The organism is Sphingopyxis sp. KK2 (genome assembly GCF_001990265.1).
Taxonomy (GTDB): Bacteria; Pseudomonadota; Alphaproteobacteria; order Sphingomonadales; family Sphingomonadaceae; genus Sphingopyxis.
The window spans coordinates 24,482-42,532 of the sequence record NZ_LYVN01000007.1 but is presented as its reverse complement, the minus strand read 5'-3'; the positions used below and the strand labels follow the sequence as shown (position 1 = coordinate 42,532).

The following is an 18,051-nucleotide window of genomic DNA, read 5'->3' as shown; positions in this document are numbered from 1 at the left end:
CCCGAACGGGTCGCGGGTCAGGGTTCGTTGCCGAGCCCGAAGGCGTGATCCTGGCGGAGCGCGGTGCGGCCCCACAGCACGAGCCAGCCGCAAAATCCCGCCATCAGGCCGTAAGCGACCATCGGGTGCCAATTGTACAGCAGCACGCCGATCGCGGGCGAAATGATATAGGCCGATCCGTTGATTGACGCGGTCATGCCCGCCACCGCGCCCTGGTCGCGGCGCGGAACCGCCAGCGACGAGCCCGCAGTGAAGCCCGGGCGAAACAGTCCGAAGCCGAGCGACGCGAGCGCGAAGCCGATGATGATGCCATGCAGATCGAACGACAGCCCGGTCGTCACCGTCCCGATGCCCGCAAGACCGGCTCCGACGAGCACGGCGGTGCGCGGCGACAGCTTCAGGATCGGGATCAGCCCCCATTGCGACAGCAAGGTGGCGAAGGCGCCGGCCATCAGCACGATGCCGGTCATCGCTGCGCCTTCGTCGGGACGCAGCCGCAGTTCGAGCCGGTCGAGGATCAGGAAGCCGATCACGCCAAGCATCATCGCCTGCGCCTGCCCACCAAACAGACCCGCGAGAAGCCAGGGCCGCACCCGGCGGTCGGTCCAGCGCAGCGGCGCGGGGTCGCCGGGTACGAGGTCCTCCCCGGTGCCGTCGTCGAGTGCCGCATCGGGCGTGCCTGCGGAGGTCGGATAGGAGGCGATCGCGCCGCGCGCGGCAAAGCGCGGGATGTCGTCGGGCAGCCGCCAGCGCAGCATGATCAGCACGATCATGCCGATCAGCGCAAAGACGAGCAATGGTCCGGCTAGCCCGACGAGGGGCAGGATGAAAAAGGGCGCGATCGCGGGGCCGATGACGGTGCCGAGCCCGAAGGACGAGGAGACGAGCGACAGCGCCTGCGTCCGTTCCTCGGGGTCGGTGCGCGCGGCAACATAGGCCTGCACCGCTGGCGGGGCGGCCGATCCGAAACCGCCATAGAGGCTGCGGAACAAGGCGAAGAGGACGAAGGTCGTGCCCGCCGCGAGCCAGCCCATCAGCCCCGACCACAGGACAAGCCCGCACAGCGCCATCGAGGACAGGAAACCGATGACGCCCAATGCCATCAGCGCCTTGCGCCCGCGCTTGTCCGACTGGCGCGCCCAGTGCGGGGCGGTCAGCACCCAGAGCAGCGCCGACCAGCTGAAGGCGAGGCTGACCCACACGTCGGGAATATGGAGCTTGGCGCCGATTGCGGGCAGGATCGACTGCATCGCGGTATTGCCCGCCGCCGCGACGAGCATCACCGCGAACAGCACCGCCATACGGTCGGGCGGGATGGAGCGGCTGATCGTCGACATGTCCTGCTCCCCCTTGGTGCGGCTTGTTGAAATTTGTCCTACACGGCCTGTCCCGTCTGTCCAGCGAGCCGGCCGTGTCACCCTTGTCAAGCATGACTCTTTCCTTGCGCTTGCGTGTCGATTTTGCCACGCCGGGGCAACCGCAACAGATGCGAAAGCCATCATGACCAATCCGCGGGCGCAGGCCCAAGAACAGAAGGTTCCCCTGACCAAAAGGATCGGGGACCGCGCACGTCGCTTTTTCGGGCCGTGGGGCATGTTCGTGAAGGGCTTCATCAAGCATCCGGTGATGGTGGGGTCGATCGTGCCGTCGTCGCCGACGCTGATCCGCCACATGCTGAAACCGGTCGACTGGAAAAACACCAAGCTGTTCGTCGAATATGGTCCCGGCGTCGGCACCTTTTGCCGCCCGGTGCTCGAACGGATGGCGGGCGACGCGACGCTGATCGCGATCGACACCAACGAGGATTTCATCGACTATCTGCGCAAGGATATCCGCGACAGCCGCTTTATCGCGGTCCACGGATCGGCCGCCGATGTCGAGGCGATCGTCCGCGCGCATGGCTTCGACCATGCCGATTATGTGCTGTCGGGCCTGCCTTTCTCGACGCTGCCCGCCGGGGTCGGCCCGGCGATCGCCGCCGCGACGCACCGCGTGCTGCGGCCCGGCGGCGCTTTCCTCGTCTATCAGTTCCGCGCCCGCGCCCGCGATTTCCTGGCGGCGCATTTCGGCCGCATCGACAATGCGTTCGAATGGGTCAACGTCCCGCCCTGCTTCCTCTTCTGGGGCTGGAAGGACTGAGGCTCAGACCTCGAAAACCGGGTCGGTCTCGCCCAGCCCGAAGTTGAGCCGCCGCGACACGGTATAATCGACGACCCCGACGACAAACCATGCCAGCGTCCAGCGCAGGCGCGTCAGGAACCCCGCGCGCGCCTTGTGCGCTTCGGCCGTAATGACATCACAATCGGGCTCCAGCCCGGCGATGAAATGACGCATCTGTTCGGCAAAGCCCGCATCGGCGACGCGCAGCATCACCTCGACGTTGATGAACAGGCTGCGCATGTCGAAATTGGCGGTGCCGACATAGACCACGTCGTCGATCACGATCAGCTTCATATGCAGCCGGCACGGGCGATATTCCCACACCGCCGCCTTTTTGCGCAGCAGATAGCCGTAGAGCAGCCGCGAGGCGCCGATCGTCGCGGCATTGTCCGATTTCGCCGCCATCACGAAGCGCGCGCGGCCATGCCTGGCGACGCGGCCGAGGCGGCGGAGCATGCCCTGCCCGGGCGAGAAATAGGCCATCGCCATGTCGAGCTGGCGCGCCTCGGCGAGGTCGGTGCGAACCGCGCGCGCCCAGGGCGACAACCGCTGGGTCGGGCCGCCAACGAGCCACGACACGGGCCCGCTGTCGACGGGCCACTCGCGGATCAGCTTGCGCAGCATCAGCAGCTTGCCGTCGTCGTTGACGGTATAATCGTGGATCTCGGCAAACCATTGCACCATCCGCGCGACCGTCGGCCCGCGCACGACGATGCCGAGGTCGAACCAGCAAGCCGTCCGCTGCGTGCTCAGATAGGGTTCGGCGAAGTTGAAGCCGCCGGTCATTGCGATCTCGTCGTCGATCAGCAGCAATTTCTGATGGTTGCGGATCAGATAGGTCGATCGCCAGCGCCGCGAGAAAAAGGTCACGCTGCCGCCCTCGGCGCGCAGCGGATCGAAAATCGCGTCCGCGACATCGCCCGACCCGAAGCTGTCGATCACCGCACGCACGCGCACCCCGCGCCGCGCTGCAGTCGTCATCGCATCGAGCAGGCGCGAGCCCGCGGCGTCATGTTCGAAGATATACATGACCAGATCGATGCTGCGGATCGCGCCGTTCAGCAGTGCGAGCACGCGGTCGAGCCGGGCGTCGCCATCGGCGATGACTTCGATCCGGTGCCCGGCGACGTCGGCGCGCAGCGTGTCGGCATCGCAAGCGGGGGCTGGCTCGGCGGTCATCCGTCCGGTCATAGGCCGGGGTTTGTGGCGGGGGCAAGGGCAGGGGTTTTATTGACATTCGCCGGGGCTGCTGCTAGCGCGCAGCGCTTGCCGCCATGCCCCCGGGCTGGCCTCTCCTCGATCAAGGAAAACACATGGCCCGCGTTACCGTCGAAGATTGCGTCGACAAAGTCCCCAACCGTTTCGACCTGGTTCTGCTCTCGGCGCACCGCGCCCGCGAAATCTCGGGCGGCTCGGAGCTGACCATCGACCGCGACCGCGACAAGAACCCCGTCGTCGCGCTGCGCGAAATCGCCGAACAGACCGTGCGTCCGAAGGATCTGAAGGAAGCGCTCACCGGTTCGCTGCAGAAGGTTGTCGTCGACGACGACGATACGCCCGATGAAATCAGCTCGATCAGCCGCTCGGCCGAAGCCCTGCGCCTCACTGCCGCCGCGCCGCCGCGCAGCCCCGCGGGCGGTGGCAGCGACTTCGAATAAGTCGAAGCGACATCGAAATCACCAAGGGGGTCGCGGGAAACCGCGGCCCTTTTTGTTGCGCGGGTGATGGCCCCGTCTCGGCAAGGCCATCCGCTAATCACACCCGGCTTGCGGTCAGACTCCGGGCTGAGCGGCTCCTGTCACCACATATCTCGAAACGCATGGCTCGGGAGCTTCCTCACTGAATGCGCTATGATCGAACCGACCTCGCACAGGCACGAATCCATCATTATAGAATGACCAGACGGCTCTCCGTGTGCCATCATAATTGCCTGCGCCTACGAGCCGATCGGAAGCCAGTTCGAGTGCGAAATTGGCGGTCCGCCCTTCACACATGCCGCTGAATTTGCGGTCCCAGGCAATTTGCTTCGGCCCGTCGATCGACCAGTCGTCCATGGACTTGACCAATTTCAGTCGCGCTCGTCCGTCTATACACTCGACCGCATAAAGGCATGCCGCGTTCCCCGGCGCGCGATTTTCTACATACCGGTTTGCCGATGCGACAAGCTCGGCCTTCGACAGATTGTTCCAGCTCGAATAGCGCTTTGCCCAATCGAAAGGCCCGAAAGCCACGAAGACGAGCAAGGCCACGGCCGATAGCGCCAATATGCATCCATTCGGTCGAGATAGTTTTCGCATTGTTTGAAAAACCACTTTCCGGGCACAAGGCAACGTAAGTTGCCCTTCACTGGCCTGTCTTAGGAAACCTGCTTCAAATCCGTGACCCGGATCGCCTTCGACGCCAGCAACGGTTCGATGATCCGTTCGATGCGCGCCGCCCTCGGCGACTTCACCGCGATGTTGAACAGGCTGTTGGCGATGACGTCGGCGATCTGGACCCCTTCGCTGCGCTTGCTGTCGGCTAGCGAGGCGCGGCCCCATTGACCGAGGCCGGCCTGGATTTCCTCGCGGACATGGCCGAGGATCTTGGGATCGTAGCGGCCGTCGTCGATCACGACGTCGGTGCAGACGCCGCCTGTTTCGGGCAGCCAGTGGCCGACCGCCGTGTTGATGAGCGCGCCGTAGAGCGCGAGGTCGCTCGGCAGCGTGCCGCCCGGGTTCACCGCCAGCTGGTCGCGCGTCGCGACCGCGACCCAGGCGCGTCCGCCGGCGCGGTCGAACAGTTCGAGCAGATAGGCGCGCTCGACGATCGAAATGCGGCTTCCCTTGAGTTCGCCGCGCAGCCCCGTCACGGCGCGGAAGCGCTGGTGGATGTCGTGCGCCGCCTGCGGGGTGAGCATTACCGCCGCAAAGGTCATCGCGCCCGCATTGAGCCCGCCCGATTCATCGCCATAAATAGTCATCGCGGACGCCCCTAGAGCACGGCGCCGAAGAAGGTCACCGACTTGACCGCACCGGGGGGCAGGGGCTCGGCGAGCGTCCATTGGACATGGGTGACGTCGGCCGCGGTCGCCGCGCGGGCGTTACCGCCGGGCGCGGCGAGCGTGAGATGCGCCAGCCGGCCAAAGCTCTCGCCGCCGTCGACCGAAACCGAAAAGCCGTCGACATCGTCGGTGCCGATGAAGCGCAGTTCGGGCGGGATCGGGTTGACAAAGCTCAGGTGCGTCGTCTCCGCGTCGGCCTTGTTCTCGAACTGCAACCGGTAACGGACCCGGTCGCCCGGAAGCAGCGTCTGCGGCGGCGCAAAGCTGATGCTGCGCTGTCCCGCGGCGTCGATCTCGACCTTCTCGAGATCGACCGCCTGCGTGAACTCGACCCGCTGGAACGCGTGCAGCGGGCTGGCAAAGGCGAACATCGCCGCGACGCCGAGGCCGAAGCGCGGCAGGCCAAGTTTACGGCGCTTCATGCCTCTCCCCCGAATGCGATGCTAGGCGCCCTGCGGGTTGACGTCGCCGAACGGGCGCGGCTTGCGCTTGATCTGCGGCAGCGACCCGGCGTGGTTTCCGGTCGAGGGCAGGTTGTTCTTGCCGTCGTCCTCGCGCTCGGGCGCGGTGCCGTCGTTGAGCAGCTTGACGATCTCGTCGCCGGTCAGCGTCTCATATTCGAGCAAAGCCGCGGCGAGCCGGTGCAACTGGTCGTTATGATCGGTCAGGATCTGCTTCGCGCGGTCGTTCGCCTGTTCGATCAGGCGCTTGATCTCGCTGTCGATCAGCAGCGCGGTCTCGTTCGAGATATTGTGGCGCTGGGTCTGCGAATAGCCGAGGAAGGTCTCGCCCTGCTGCTCTTCATATTGCAGCGGGCCGAGCGAGTCCGACATGCCCCATTGGGTCACCATCGAGCGCGCCAGCTTCGTCGCATACTGGATGTCGCTCGACGCACCCGACGAGACCTTGTCATAGCCGAAGATGATCTCTTCGGCGACACGGCCGCCCGCCGAGATCGACAGGTTCGCGTACATCTTGTCGCGGTGATAGCTATAGCTGTCACGTTCGGGCAGGCGCACCACCATGCCCAACGCGCGGCCGCGCGGGATGATCGTCGCCTTGTGGATCGGGTCCGACGCTTCCTCGTGGAAAGCGACGAGCGCGTGGCCGGCCTCGTGATAGGCGGTCATCCGCTTTTCGTCGTCGTTCATCACGAGCGACTTCCACTCGGTGCCCATCATCACCTTGTCCTTGGCCGCCTCGAACTGCGCCATGGCGATCAAGCGCTTGCCGAGGCGCGCCGCGAGCAGCGCCGCTTCGTTGGCGAGGTTCGCAAGGTCGGCGCCCGAGAAACCCGGGGTGCCGCGCGCGAGCGTGCGGATGTCGACGTCGGGCGCCAGCGGCTTCTTGCGCGTGTGGACTTCGAGGATGCGTTCGCGGCCGACGATGTCGGGCAGCGGCACCGTTACCTGGCGGTCGAAACGGCCCGGGCGCAGCAGCGCGGGGTCGAGCACGTCGGGGCGGTTGGTCGCCGCGACGATGATGATGCCCTCATTGGCCTCGAAGCCGTCCATTTCGACGAGCAGCTGGTTGAGCGTCTGTTCGCGCTCGTCGTTGCCGTTGCCGAGGCCGGCACCGCGATGGCGGCCGACCGCGTCGATTTCGTCGATGAAGACGATGCACGGCGCGTTGCGCTTCGCCTGTTCGAACATGTCGCGGACGCGGCTGGCTCCGACGCCGACGAACATTTCGACGAAGTCCGAACCCGAAATGGTAAAGAAGGGCACGCCCGCCTCACCCGCGATCGCGCGGGCGAGCAGCGTCTTGCCGGTGCCCGGCGAACCGATGAGCAGCGCGCCCTTCGGAATCTGGCCGCCGAGCTTCGAGAATTTGCTGGGGTCCTTCAGGAATTCGACGATTTCCTCGAGCTCCTCGCGCGCTTCGTCGATGCCCGCGACATCGTCGAAGGTGACGCGGCCCTGCTTTTCGGTGAGCATCTTGGCGCGCGACTTGCCAAAGCCCATCGCGCCCGAGCCATTGTTCTTCTGCACCTGGCGGAAGACGAAAAAGGCGATGCCGAGGATGAGCAGGAAGGGCAGCGACTGGATGATCAAATAGATCCAGATATTGCCCGTTTCGGTGGGCTTGCCGTCATATTTGACGTCATTGTCGTTGAGCAGCTTGAGCAGGCTGGGGTCGGAGATCAGATTGGCGCTGAACCGTTCGTTGTTGGTCAGCGTGCCGGTCGCGCGGTCCTCGGTCAGAACGACGTCCTTGACCGCGCCCTCCTCGACCTTCTGGCGGAAGTCCGAATAGGTCATCGGCGTCCCCGCGGGCTGCGTTGCACCGCCGAACATCGAGGCGACGAGGAGCATGGCGAGCAAAATGCCGCTCCAGATCATCACGCTCTTCATCCAGGGGTTGCCCTGCGGTTCCTTGTCGTCCTGCATTTCGATCGATTCCACCTTGCCGGGCCGGAGAGCAGCCCAGATGCCAAGATAGGCTCTTCACGTTAAATGACAATGAGCAGATCAGCGCGAACTGCGGACTTTTCGCCGGGGCGCCGCCGAAATACGCCAGAAATCGCCGTCGCCGCCCGCGATCCGGTCGATCAGCAGCGTGCCAACCATTGCCCGGCGCCCGTCGCGCATCGCCGCCATCACCCCGTCGAGGGTCACCCCGCGCAGCGTCAGCCGCGGATCGAAGGCGCAGAGCCGCGCGGTGACGACGCGGCGGAAGATCTCGTCGGGGTAGCCATTATCGCGGATCACCGCGCGGTCGGCGGCGTCGGGCCAGCGCTCGACCAGCCGTTCGACCGTCCAGTCGAGCGCCGCATCGGCGTCTGCGAGCCACTGGGCCGAGCGCGCCGCGGCGGCGGCGTCGAGGAAGTTCTGCGAACGCAAATCCTTGCGCAGCCGTGCGCGATCGAAACGCACGTCGGCGTTCGACGGATCGTCGACGAAGGGCAGGTCGGCGTCGAGCGCAAGCGCGACCAGGTCGGCGCGGCGCCAGCCGAGCAGCGGGCGCAGCACGGGGCCGTTGCGCGCGCGGATCGACGCGAGCCCGCCGACCCCGCTGCTCCGGTTGATGCGCATGATCAGCGTTTCGAGCTGGTCGTCGGCATGGTGCGCGGTGACGATATGGTCGAGCGCATGCGCCTCGCGCCACTGGTCGAGCAGCCGATAGCGTTCGGCGCGTGCCGCCGCCTGGAACGATCCGCGGATCGGCACCGGCGGGCACAGGATCGCATGCGGGATATGATCGCGATCGCAGAAGCCCGCGACCATCCGCGCTTCTTCCGCCGATCCCTGCCGCAAGCCGTGGTCGACCGTTGCCGCGCGCACCTGTCCGGGCAACAGCGACACCATCAGCCACAGCAGCGCCATGCTGTCGGGACCGCCCGATACCGCGACGCCGTAGTTCAGCTGGTGCCAGTCGGGTCCGGCGAGCGCTTCCAGCTGCTGCCCGAGCCGCTGGACGGCGTCGGCTTCAGCAGCCGGCTTTTGTTTTTGCGGCGGCAGCATCGGTTCGCACGTCCTGCGGAGCCTTGTCGCCATAGACTTCCTCGAGCTCGCGGAACGCCTTGCAGGCATCGGCCTTGCGTCCCAGCTTGTCGAGGGCGACCCCCATGTACATCAGGCTGTGCGGCGCCCGCGCGCCGCTCGGCCGATCCTTGTAATTATTATAGAAAGCGACGGCAGCGAGGCTCGGCTTGCCTTCGTCGAGATAGGTTCGGCCCAGCAGGTTCTGCGCAAAGCTGGCGAGGCGATGCTGCGGCCATTTGGCGACCACGTCCTTGAGCTGCGTCTGCGCCTCGGGATAGAGCTTCGCCTCCCACAGGCGGTAGCCATAGTTATAGGCGTCATCGACCTCGTTCCCGGTTGCGGGGATCTCGACCTTCTTGACCAGCGCCAGCCGTGCGGCGCTCGCGGCAGGCGCCGCCGCGGTGGTGGGCTTCTTGGTCGGAGCCGCTGCGGCAGTGGTCGTCGCGGGCTTGGTGGTCGTCGCGGCCGGCGTGGTTGCGGGCTTGGTCGCGGTCGTCACCGGCAGGCTCGCCGGGGTCGTTTCGACCGTCGGCGGAGGCACGGGCGCCGCGAGGCGCCTTTCCATCTCGGCCTTGTAGGCAGTGAACTGCTTTTCGAGCTCACGCAGCTGGAAGGCATTCTGTTCGGTCTGCCCGGTCAGCGTCTGCAGCTGGCTTTCGAGCGCATCGACGCGCGCGGTCAGGTCGATCACCGGCGCGCTGCTCTTCACCCGATCGCCCGCGACATTGTCGGGTGCGATCTCGCCCTCGAAGAAAGCGGGGCTGCCGCCCGGGAACACCGAGCGCTGCACCGCGCGCATTTCCTTTTCGAGCCGGTCGACACGCTTGCCGATCGTGTCGTCCTGCGCCTGTACCGCGGCCGGAATCGAAACCAGCAACGCGGCGGCCGCGGTCCCCAGAAAATAGTTACGCATCGTCATCTGCCTTTTCGGCTCCCACATCCGATTAACCATTCAGCGGTTCATAACGCGCCAAGGCCCGCTTGCGCAAACCCAATTCGGCGCGGCGATCTTTCGGCCCGGCGACCCGGGCGCCCGGTCAGCGCTTCGGCGCGACCGGTGCCGGCGTTGTCGGCGCCAGCGTTTGCGCCGCACCCGCACCCGCACCCTCGGCCCGCGCGACAAGGTCGGCGGGCTTCAGCGAGATATTTTTGACCAGCGTGTCGGCAGGGCCGATCGCGCCGATGTCACGGCCGCCGACGGTGACCTTCAGCGCCTGCGGAATGCTGGTGCGCAGCGTGAACTGCTGGATATAGGCCGCCGGCACTTCATAGGTTTCACCCGCGTCGAGCGTCCGCCAATTCTCGGTCTTGCCGGTGGCGTCGTCGAAGCCGATCCACACTTCAGAAACCCCGGTCAGCACCACCGGAGCGTCGGCGGGAATCGCCTGGCCGGGGGCAGGGGCCTTGGCGGCCGGGGCGGCGCCCGGCTCGGCCGCAGGCGCTTCCGAATTTTCGGCCGCCCGGTTCTGCGCCGCGATCAGCGCTTCGTCGGGCTCGACCGACAGGAAACGCCAGACGCCATAGGCGGCGACGAGCAGCAGCGCGACGATGACGAGCGTCCACGCCATGCGCGCGGGCGGCAGGCGGGCGGGGTCGGTCGGCTCATAGGCCTCATACAGCGGGCGCGAGGCATAGGCGTCTTCTTCGAGCTCGCGGCGGATCGACGCACCGATCTCGGCCTCGGGCAGATTGACGGCGCGGGCATAGGCGCGCGCGAAGCCGGTGACATAGGTCCGCCCGGGCAGGTCGGTGAAATCCGACTTTTCGATCGCCTCGAGGTGGCGCTGGGTGATCCGCGTCCGCGTCGCCACATCGGCGAGCGACAGCCCCGCCTCCTCGCGAGCCAGCCGCAGCCGGTCGCCGGTACGCGTAATCGCCAGCTCGCCCTGTTCGGGGGCCTCCTCGTCAGCCATCAAAATCTCCGTGCCGGTCGTTTGCAACCCATGTCGACCGTGCGCGCCGTTCATCGCACCGACCATGCGGCAAAGTCAAATGAAGTTCGGCAAAGGAACGGCTGAAAAGGACGGGAATTACGTCCGTTCGTGCCGGCGGCCGTCAGAGAACATATTTGCTGAGATCGGTGTCGCCGACGATGTCCGACAGTTGCCCGTCGACATAGGCGGCGTCGATGTCGAGCGTCGTGCCGCCACGGTCCTCGGCCGTGAAGCTGACCTCTTCGACCAGCCGCTCCATGATCGTCTGCAGCCGCCGCGCGCCGATATTCTCGACCTTCTCGTTGACCTCGGCCGCGAGCTTCGCGACGCGGGCGATCGCGTCGGGTTTGAAGTTCAGCGTCACACCTTCGGTGCCGAGCAGCGCGGCATATTGTTCGGGCAGGCCGGCCTTGGTCTCGCTGAGGATACGGACGAAATCGCCCTCGGTCAGCGCGCCGAGTTCGACGCGGATCGGCAGGCGGCCCTGCAGTTCGGGAAGCAGGTCGCTCGGCTTCGCGACGTGGAACGCGCCCGAGGCGATGAAGAGGATATGGTCGGTCTTCATCGGACCATATTTGGTCGCGACGGTCGTGCCCTCGATCAGCGGCAGTAGGTCGCGCTGGACGCCCTCGCGGCTCACCGAACCGCCGCGCACGTCGCTGACCGCGATCTTGTCGATCTCGTCAAGGAAGACGATGCCATTGGCCTCGGCATCGGCGAGCGCGATGCGCGCGACATCGTCCTGGTCGAGCCGCTTGTCCTGCTCTTCCTCGATCAGCCGCGTCGCGGCGTCGATGACCTTCATCTTGCGCTTCTTCTTCGGCGGGCCGCCCATCGCCTTGCCGAGCATGTCGGACAGGTTGATCATGCTCATCTGGCCGGGCTGGCCGGGCAAGTCGAACGGCATCGACGGTGCGTCGGCGACCTCGACCTCGACCTCATTGTCGTCGAGATGGCCCTCGCGGATGCGCTGGCGAAAGCTCTGGCGCGTCGCTTCGCTGGCGCCCTTGCCGGTCAACGCATCGAGCAGCCGCTCCATCGCGGCCTCTTCGGCGGCGGCGCGCACGGATTCGCGGCGGCGTTCCTTTTCGAGCCGCACGGCTTCCTCGACGAGGTCGCGGGCGATCTGCTCGACGTCGCGGCCGACATAGCCGACTTCGGTGAACTTGGTTGCCTCGACCTTGATGAAGGGCGCGTCGGCGAGCTTGGCGAGGCGGCGCGAAATCTCGGTCTTGCCGCAGCCGGTGGGGCCGATCATCAGGATATTCTTGGGGCTGACCTCGTCGCGCAGGTCGGCGCCGAGCTGCTGGCGGCGCCAGCGATTGCGCAGCGCGACGGCGACCGCGCGCTTGGCGGCGTCCTGCCCGATGATGTGCGTGTCGAGCGCGGCGACGATCGCCTTGGGGGTAAGGGCTTCGTTCATGGGTCTCAGGCCTGGATTTCGATGGTTTCTTGGGTGAACTGGTCGTTCGTGTAGACGCAGATGTCGGCGGCGACCTCCATCGCCTTCTTCACCAGCACCTCGGGGTCTTTCTCGTAATCGACGAGCGCGCGCGCCGCCGACAAGGCGAAATTGCCGCCCGAGCCGATTGCGGCGATGCCGCCCTTGGGTTCGAGCACGTCGCCGTTGCCGGTGATGACGAGCGTCACTTCCTTGTCGGCGACGATCATCATCGCCTCGAGGTTGCGCAGATATTTGTCGGTGCGCCAGTCCTTGGCGAGCTCGACTGCGGCGCGCAGCAACTGACCATTGTGGCGCTCGAGCTTGGCTTCGAGGCGTTCGAACAGGGTGAAGGCATCGGCGGTAGCGCCCGCGAAGCCGCCGATGACGCTGCCGTCGTGCAGGCGGCGCACCTTGCGGGCGTTGGGCTTCATCACCGTCTGGCCCATCGACACCTGTCCGTCACCGATGATGACGACCTTGTCGGGGCTGCGGGCGGAGAGGATGGTGGTTCCGTGCCAGGGCGAGGCACTGTGCGCATGGGGTTCGGTCATGCGGCGCGATATGGGCCATGGCCCATGCCGCTGCAAGGGGAGGGCGGTTTAAGCCACCGCCCGCGGCGCGTTCGCCGCCGCCGGCCAGCCCTGATCGGGCCACAAGCCGCGCGTGTCGTAGACGATCTTGCCGCTGCGTTCCTCGAGCGGAACCGATTTGAACACGTCGTGATCGACGAGCACGATCATCACCTCGCAATCGGCGAGCGCATCGTCGAGTTCGACCAGTTCGGCGCCGCTGCCCGCGAATTCCATCGGCAGGCCGCGCGCGAAGGGTTCGACGATGCGGATGCGCTTGCCGAACTGGCGCGCCAGCGCCGCCGCGACCTCGACCGCCGGGCTTTCGCGGAAATCGTCGATATTGGGTTTGAAGGCGAGGCCGAGCACGCCGACCTTCGCCTGCGGATGGCTCGCGACGAGCGCGGCAGTCGCGGCGATGACGTGCGCCGTCTTGGAAAGATTGACCTCGCGCGCGGTGCGGATCAGGCGGCTTTCGTCGGGCGCGCCGTGGACGAGGAACCAGGGATCGACCGCGATGCAATGGCCGCCGACGCCGGGTCCCGGCTGCAAGATGTTGACGCGCGGGTGGAGGTTCGCGAGGCGGATCACGTCCCACACGTCGACCCCCATCTTGTCGGCGATCATCGACAATTCGTTGGCAAAGGCGATGTTGACGTCGCGATAGCTGTTCTCGACCAGCTTGACCATTTCGGCGGCGCGCGCGGTGGTGGTGACACAGGCGCCGCGCACGAACTGGCGATAGAAGGTCATCGCGCGGCGCGCGCAGCGCGGGGTGATGCCGCCGATACAGCGGTCGTTGTCGACCAGTTCGACGAGGATGCGGCCCGGCAGCACGCGCTCGGGGCAATAAGCGATGAAGATGTCGGGGGTGCCCGTGCAGCGGCCCGGAATCCTGAGATCGGGGCGCTCGGCAGCGAGCAGTTCGGCGACTTTTTCGGTGGTGCCGACGGGCGATGTCGATTCAAGGATGACGAGGTTGCCCGGCTGCAGCACCTTCGCGATGCCGCGCGCGGCATCGAGGACGTAGCTGATATCGGGGCGATGCTCGTCGTCGTGCGGGGTCGGCACCGCGATGACGAAGGTGTCGGCGGCGACCATCGTCGTCGAGGCGACGAGCGCGCCGCGCGACACGACGCCCTGGACGAGGCCGTCGAGATCGACTTCCTCGATATGCACCTTGCCGTTGTTGACGGTCTCGACGACATGCGCGCTGACGTCGATGCCGGTGACCTTGCAGCCCGAGCGGGCGATCAGCGCGGCGGTCGGCAGGCCGATGTAGCCGAGGCCGACGACGGTGACTTTCTGTTCGATATCAACGGGCACGCGCGACAATCTCCGCAATTTGTTCGCCAGCCGTGCCGTCGCCGAAGGGGTTATGGGCGCGCGCCATGGCGGCATAAGCCTCTTCATCGTCCAAAAGGCTGAAAATTTCGGAAACGATACGGTCCTTGTTCGTACCTACCAGTCGCGCCGTGCCGGCTTCGATGCCTTCGGGACGCTCGGTCGTCTCGCGCATCACGAGCACTGGTTTGCCCAGCGAGGGTGCCTCTTCCTGCACCCCGCCGCTGTCGGTGAGCACCAGTTCGCTCGAGGCGAGCAGGTGGACGAAATGCGGATAATCGAGCGGATCGATCAGCGCGACATTGGCCAAGCCGCCAAGGATCGGCTCCATCGCGGCGCGAACATGCGGATTGGGATGGACCGGAAAAACGACCGCGACATCGGGACGCGCGGCGATCGCGGCGATGGCATCGGCGATCGCCTTCATCCCGTCGCCGAAATTCTCGCGCCGGTGCGAGGTGACCGCGACGATGCGTTTTCCGGCGAAGCGATCGAGCAGCGGCGCGAGGCCCGCGGCAAGCGCGGGTTCCTCGTCGATGCGCGCCTTGGTCGCGAGCAGCGCGTCGATCACCGTGTTGCCGGTGATGTGGATATTCGCTGCGTCGACATTTTCGGCACGCAGCGCGGCGGCGGCGGTCTCGGTCGGCGCGAAATTCAGGTCGGCGACCGCGCCGGTGACCTTGCGGTTCACCTCTTCGGGCCATGGGTGATAGATGTTGCCGCTGCGCAGACCCGCCTCGACATGGCCGACCGGGATCTTGCGGAAATAGGCCGACAGCGTCGCCGCCATCGTCGTCAGCGTGTCGCCATGGACGAGGATGCGGTCGGGCTTCTCGGCGTCGAACGTCTCGCCAAGCCCGACCACCAGCCGCGCGAGCAGCCCGTCGAGCGTCTGGTTCGCCTGCATGACGTCAAGGTCGATGTCGGGCACGATCCGCGCGATTTCGAGCACCTGGTCGAGCATCTCGCGATGCTGCGCGGTGACGCACACGCGCACGTCGAGCCCCGGCTGGCGCCGCAGCGCTTGCACGACGGGGAACATCTTGATCGCTTCGGGACGCGTCCCGAACACCGTCATCACTTTCATCGCGGGCTCTTGTCTCGTCGGTTCATCGCTGTGCTTCTACGCGATTTTGGTTGTTATCCGCTTAACTTCGTGGCGAAATGATCCGGCTGTGATCCTTGTCATTGCGGCGATCGCCGGTAAATGCGTGGATCGATGCATCTTGATCGGCAGTTGAGCGTTGATGTCGCGCTGCGGCGAAGACCGACGATTGGGGTAGGGCGTCAGTTTCATTCGGTAAGACCATGTTTAAAAAACTCTTCAGCCGCAAGGCGGCCCCCGAACCCGTAGCCGAGGATTGGCCGCAGGTGCCGCCCGGCACGCGCGTCTATGCGATCGGCGACGTCCATGGCCGGCTCGACCTGCTCGACGCGCTGCTCGCGCGGATCGCCGATGAAAGCGCCCGCGATCCGGCGGAAACGGTCCACCTGGTGATGCTGGGCGACCTGATCGATCGCGGCCCGCAATCGGCACAGGTGGTCGAACGCTTGTTGACCAGGCCCGCGGGGGTCGACGAAATGCACCTTTTGATGGGCAATCACGAAGAGGCGCTGCTCGAAATCCTCGACGGCGCGCATTCGCAGCTCCCCGGCTGGATCCGTTATGGCGGCGAACAGGCGCTCGAAAGCTATGGACTTGAAGAAGCGGTGATTTTCGGCGATAGAGAGGCTCTGGTCGCCAAAATCCACGCCGGCATACCGGCTTCGCATGTCCGTTTGTTCCGCTCGATGGTAGACTATGTGCAGATCGGCGACTATCTCTTTGTCCATGCCGGGATTTTCCCCGGACGGCCGCTCGACCAGCAACAGGTTCACGATTTGCGCTGGATACGCGAGCAGTTCCTCGACGACCCGCGGGACCATGGCGTGATGGTCGTTCACGGCCACACCATCACCCCCGACGTCGATTGCCGCGTCAACCGTATCGGGATCGACACCGGCGCCTATCGGAGCGGCATGCTGTCCGCGCTCGTGCTGGAGGGCCGCGCGCAACGCTTCCTCAAGACGGGGGAGGGTATCGGGGCGTGATCCTGGGGCGGATTTGGGGGCTGGTCGAAGAACGCATCCTCGCGGTGCTGGCGACGCTCGTCGCGCTCGGCCGCAGCGAGAAGCGCGCGATCCTGATCGTCGCCGACGCGCTGCTGTGCGTCGCGGCGGTGCTCGTCGCCTTTTCTCTGCGCCTCGGCCGCTGGGAAATCTTCGACGCCTCGGTCGGCCTCGCCTCGGTCATCGCGCTATCGAGCTGGCTGCCGATCTTCCTGATGCGTGGGACTTATAGCTCGATCCTCCGCTTCTCGGGCGGACGCACGATGGTCGGGCTCGCTTATTCGGTGATGCTTTACGCGATCCCGATGCTCGTGATCTTCGGCATCGTCGGCATGCACGGCGTGCCGCGCACCGTGGCGGTGATCCAGCCGATCATCTTCCTGCTTTTCCTCGCGATGACGCGCATCGTCGCGCGCTACGCAGTCGTCGACCTGCTCAAGCGCCGCGACATCCGGCAGCAATCGATCGCGCTGATCTATGGCGCGGGCGAGGCGGGCCAGCAGCTCGCGATGGCGCTGCGCGGCGACCCGGCGATGCGCCTCGTCGGCTTCATCGACGACGACCGCAAGGTCGAGGGCGAGATCATCGACGGCGTTCCGATCTATTCGCGCCCGAAATTGCCCTATCTGGTCGACACCTATGGTGTGACCGACGTGCTGCTCGCGCTGCCGCACGTCACGCGCTCGAAGCGGCGCCGGGTGATGAAATCGCTCGAGGACTGGCCGATCCGCGTGCGGATGTTGCCCAATATGCGGCAGATCATCGACGAACAGGTGTCGGTCAGCGATCTGCGCGACGTCCAGATCGAGGATTTGCTCGGCCGCGACCCCGTGCCGCCGAACCAGTTGCTGCTCGGCCGCACGATCGTCGGCAAGACGGTGATGGTCAGCGGTGCCGGCGGCTCGATCGGCAGCGAGCTGTGCCGCCAGATCGTGACCATGCGTCCCGACAAGCTGATCCTCGTCGAATCGTCGGAATATGGCCTCTACGCGATCGGGCAGGAGCTGCAGGCGGTGATCGCGGGACTTCCCGACGGGCAGCATCCCGAACTGATCGAAGAACTGGGCAACGTCACCGACCAGCCGACGGTCCGCCGCCTGCTCGCGCGCTGGCGCCCCGACACGATCTTCCACGCGGCGGCGTACAAGCATGTGCCGCTGGTCGAGGCGAATCCCATCGCCGGCATCGGCAACAATGTCTGCGGCACGCTGTTCATGGCAAGCGAGGCCGACCGCATCGGGGTGGCCAATTTCGTACTCATCAGCACCGACAAGGCGGTGCGCCCGACCAATGTCATGGGCGCGTCGAAGCGCGTCTGCGAGCTGGTGCTCCAGGGACTCGCGGGCCGCGGCAGCCAGACCTGCTTCGCGATGGTCCGCTTCGGCAATGTCCTGGGATCGAGCGGGTCGGTCGTGCCGCTGTTCCGCGAACAGATCAAGCAGGGCGGTCCGGTAACCGTCACCCACCGCGACGTCACGCGCTTCTTCATGACCATCCCCGAGGCCGCGCAACTCGTCATCCAGGCGGGCGCGATGGCCAAGGGCGGCGAAGTGTTCGTGCTCGACATGGGCAAACCGGTGCGGATCATCGAACTCGCGCGCACGATGATCAACCTGTCGGGGCTGACGGTGCGCGACGAGGACCATCCCGACGGCGATATCGAAATCAGCGAAGTCGGGCTGCGCCAGGGCGAAAAGCTCTATGAAGAGCTGCTGATCGGCGACGATCCCAAGCCGACGGGCCATAGTCGTATCATGCAGGCACGCGAAGCGATGCTCGAATGGAACGAGCTGTCGGCGAAGCTCGACGCGTTGCGCGCCGCGATGGACGACGGCCGGGCCGGGGAATGCCTTGAAATCTTGCACGATCTCGTCCCCGAATTCCGTCCACCCGAAGAGGTGAATCAGGCGACCGCCAGCCTTCAGGCCCCGCTGGCCGGCTGACGCCGCGCTGGCCTTTTTCG

17 protein-coding genes are annotated in these 18,051 nt (G+C 65.9%); 4 read left to right on the top strand and 13 right to left on the bottom strand.

Annotated features, from left to right (window positions below; genetic code table 11):
• Positions 1-17: 17 nt before the first annotated feature.
• A complete protein-coding gene (locus B1A78_RS02240) occupies positions 18-1,337 on the bottom strand; it encodes an MFS transporter (RefSeq protein WP_077145381.1) in 1,320 nt (439 codons plus the stop codon).
• Between the two features lie 163 nt (positions 1,338-1,500).
• On the opposite strand from B1A78_RS02240, the gene B1A78_RS02235 reads away from it, so the two are divergent.
• On the top strand, positions 1,501-2,139 hold the full coding sequence (locus B1A78_RS02235) for a class I SAM-dependent methyltransferase (protein WP_077145380.1): 639 nt from the start codon (positions 1,501-1,503) through the stop codon (positions 2,137-2,139).
• Between the two features lie 3 nt (positions 2,140-2,142).
• Here B1A78_RS02235 and B1A78_RS02230 read toward each other — a convergent pair whose 3' ends face one another.
• Positions 2,143-3,351 carry a phosphatidylserine/phosphatidylglycerophosphate/cardiolipin synthase family protein gene (locus tag B1A78_RS02230; protein ID WP_256837425.1) on the bottom strand — a complete coding sequence of 403 codons (1,209 nt, stop codon included), beginning with the start codon at positions 3,349-3,351 and terminating at the stop codon, positions 2,143-2,145.
• Between the two features lie 122 nt (positions 3,352-3,473).
• On the opposite strand from B1A78_RS02230, the gene rpoZ reads away from it, so the two are divergent.
• Positions 3,474-3,818 carry a DNA-directed RNA polymerase subunit omega gene (gene rpoZ / locus B1A78_RS02225; RefSeq protein ID WP_077145378.1) on the top strand — a complete coding sequence of 115 codons (345 nt, stop codon included), beginning with the start codon at positions 3,474-3,476 and terminating at the stop codon, positions 3,816-3,818.
• A 114-nt stretch (positions 3,819-3,932) separates the two neighbouring features.
• Here the strand turns inward: rpoZ and B1A78_RS22175 are convergent, their stop codons facing one another.
• From B1A78_RS22175 to wecB, 11 genes are all read right to left on the bottom strand, one after another.
• Positions 3,933-4,409 carry a hypothetical protein gene (locus B1A78_RS22175; RefSeq protein WP_144037641.1) on the bottom strand — a complete coding sequence of 159 codons (477 nt, stop codon included), beginning with the start codon at positions 4,407-4,409 and terminating at the stop codon, positions 3,933-3,935.
• Between the two features lie 107 nt (positions 4,410-4,516).
• Positions 4,517-5,122, bottom strand: coding sequence for a DUF3800 domain-containing protein (locus B1A78_RS02220; protein WP_077145377.1), 606 nt, complete (start codon positions 5,120-5,122; stop codon positions 4,517-4,519).
• A gap of 11 nt (positions 5,123-5,133) precedes the next feature.
• Positions 5,134-5,625 carry a hypothetical protein gene (locus B1A78_RS02215; protein ID WP_077145376.1) on the bottom strand — a complete coding sequence of 164 codons (492 nt, stop codon included), beginning with the start codon at positions 5,623-5,625 and terminating at the stop codon, positions 5,134-5,136.
• Positions 5,626-5,646: 21 nt separating this feature from the next.
• Positions 5,647-7,593 (bottom strand): ATP-dependent zinc metalloprotease FtsH, encoded by a 1,947-nt coding sequence (gene ftsH, locus B1A78_RS02210; protein WP_077145398.1) that lies wholly within the window; start codon positions 7,591-7,593, stop codon positions 5,647-5,649.
• Between the two features lie 81 nt (positions 7,594-7,674).
• Positions 7,675-8,700, bottom strand: a complete 1,026-nt coding sequence (gene tilS / locus B1A78_RS02205) for a tRNA lysidine(34) synthetase TilS (RefSeq protein ID WP_256837424.1) — start codon at positions 8,698-8,700, stop codon at positions 7,675-7,677.
• Positions 8,633-9,601 (bottom strand): hypothetical protein, encoded by a 969-nt coding sequence (locus tag B1A78_RS02200; protein ID WP_077145397.1) that lies wholly within the window; start codon positions 9,599-9,601, stop codon positions 8,633-8,635. The genes tilS and B1A78_RS02200 overlap by 68 nt, the downstream gene beginning before the upstream one ends.
• A gap of 124 nt (positions 9,602-9,725) precedes the next feature.
• Positions 9,726-10,601, bottom strand: coding sequence for a helix-turn-helix domain-containing protein (locus tag B1A78_RS02195; RefSeq protein ID WP_077145396.1), 876 nt, complete (start codon positions 10,599-10,601; stop codon positions 9,726-9,728).
• Between the two features lie 142 nt (positions 10,602-10,743).
• Entirely contained in the window at positions 10,744-12,045 is a 1,302-nt protein-coding gene (hslU, locus tag B1A78_RS02190; protein ID WP_077145374.1) for an ATP-dependent protease ATPase subunit HslU, read from the bottom strand.
• Between the two features lie 5 nt (positions 12,046-12,050).
• Complete coding sequence (gene hslV, locus B1A78_RS02185; RefSeq protein ID WP_077145373.1) at positions 12,051-12,617, bottom strand: ATP-dependent protease subunit HslV; 567 nt, start codon at positions 12,615-12,617, stop codon at positions 12,051-12,053.
• A 48-nt stretch (positions 12,618-12,665) separates the two neighbouring features.
• Positions 12,666-13,961, bottom strand: coding sequence for a UDP-N-acetyl-D-mannosamine dehydrogenase (wecC, locus tag B1A78_RS02180; protein ID WP_077145395.1), 1,296 nt, complete (start codon positions 13,959-13,961; stop codon positions 12,666-12,668).
• Entirely contained in the window at positions 13,951-15,066 is a 1,116-nt protein-coding gene (wecB, locus tag B1A78_RS02175; protein ID WP_077145372.1) for a non-hydrolyzing UDP-N-acetylglucosamine 2-epimerase, read from the bottom strand. Before wecB ends, wecC begins: the two co-directional genes overlap by 11 nt.
• A 221-nt stretch (positions 15,067-15,287) precedes the next feature.
• Between wecB and B1A78_RS02170 the strand changes: the two genes are divergently transcribed.
• Both B1A78_RS02170 and B1A78_RS02165 read left to right on the top strand, forming a co-directional pair.
• On the top strand, positions 15,288-16,070 hold the full coding sequence (locus tag B1A78_RS02170; protein WP_077145371.1) for a metallophosphoesterase: 783 nt from the start codon (positions 15,288-15,290) through the stop codon (positions 16,068-16,070).
• On the top strand, positions 16,067-18,031 hold the full coding sequence (locus tag B1A78_RS02165; protein ID WP_256837423.1) for a nucleoside-diphosphate sugar epimerase/dehydratase: 1,965 nt from the start codon (positions 16,067-16,069) through the stop codon (positions 18,029-18,031). The genes B1A78_RS02170 and B1A78_RS02165 overlap by 4 nt, the downstream gene beginning before the upstream one ends.
• The last annotated feature ends 20 nt before the right edge of the window (positions 18,032-18,051 follow it).

Coding starts and splice junctions, on each gene's coding strand:
- B1A78_RS02240 (WP_077145381.1), bottom strand. CDS start 1,337: ATGTCGACGATCAGCCGCTCCATCCCGCCCGACCGTATGGCGGTGCTG.
- B1A78_RS02235 (WP_077145380.1), top strand. CDS start 1,501: ATGACCAATCCGCGGGCGCAGGCCCAAGAACAGAAGGTTCCCCTGACC.
- B1A78_RS02230 (WP_256837425.1), bottom strand. CDS start 3,351: ATGACCGGACGGATGACCGCCGAGCCAGCCCCCGCTTGCGATGCCGAC.
- rpoZ (WP_077145378.1), top strand. CDS start 3,474: ATGGCCCGCGTTACCGTCGAAGATTGCGTCGACAAAGTCCCCAACCGT.
- B1A78_RS02220 (WP_077145377.1), bottom strand. CDS start 5,122: ATGACTATTTATGGCGATGAATCGGGCGGGCTCAATGCGGGCGCGATG.
- B1A78_RS02215 (WP_077145376.1), bottom strand. CDS start 5,625: ATGAAGCGCCGTAAACTTGGCCTGCCGCGCTTCGGCCTCGGCGTCGCG.
- ftsH (WP_077145398.1), bottom strand. CDS start 7,593: ATGCAGGACGACAAGGAACCGCAGGGCAACCCCTGGATGAAGAGCGTG.
- tilS (WP_256837424.1), bottom strand. CDS start 8,700: ATGGCGACAAGGCTCCGCAGGACGTGCGAACCGATGCTGCCGCCGCAA.
- B1A78_RS02200 (WP_077145397.1), bottom strand. CDS start 9,601: ATGCGTAACTATTTTCTGGGGACCGCGGCCGCCGCGTTGCTGGTTTCG.
- B1A78_RS02195 (WP_077145396.1), bottom strand. CDS start 10,601: ATGGCTGACGAGGAGGCCCCCGAACAGGGCGAGCTGGCGATTACGCGT.
- hslU (WP_077145374.1), bottom strand. CDS start 12,045: ATGAACGAAGCCCTTACCCCCAAGGCGATCGTCGCCGCGCTCGACACG.
- hslV (WP_077145373.1), bottom strand. CDS start 12,617: ATGACCGAACCCCATGCGCACAGTGCCTCGCCCTGGCACGGAACCACC.
- wecB (WP_077145372.1), bottom strand. CDS start 15,066: ATGAAAGTGATGACGGTGTTCGGGACGCGTCCCGAAGCGATCAAGATG.
- B1A78_RS02170 (WP_077145371.1), top strand. CDS start 15,288: ATGTTTAAAAAACTCTTCAGCCGCAAGGCGGCCCCCGAACCCGTAGCC.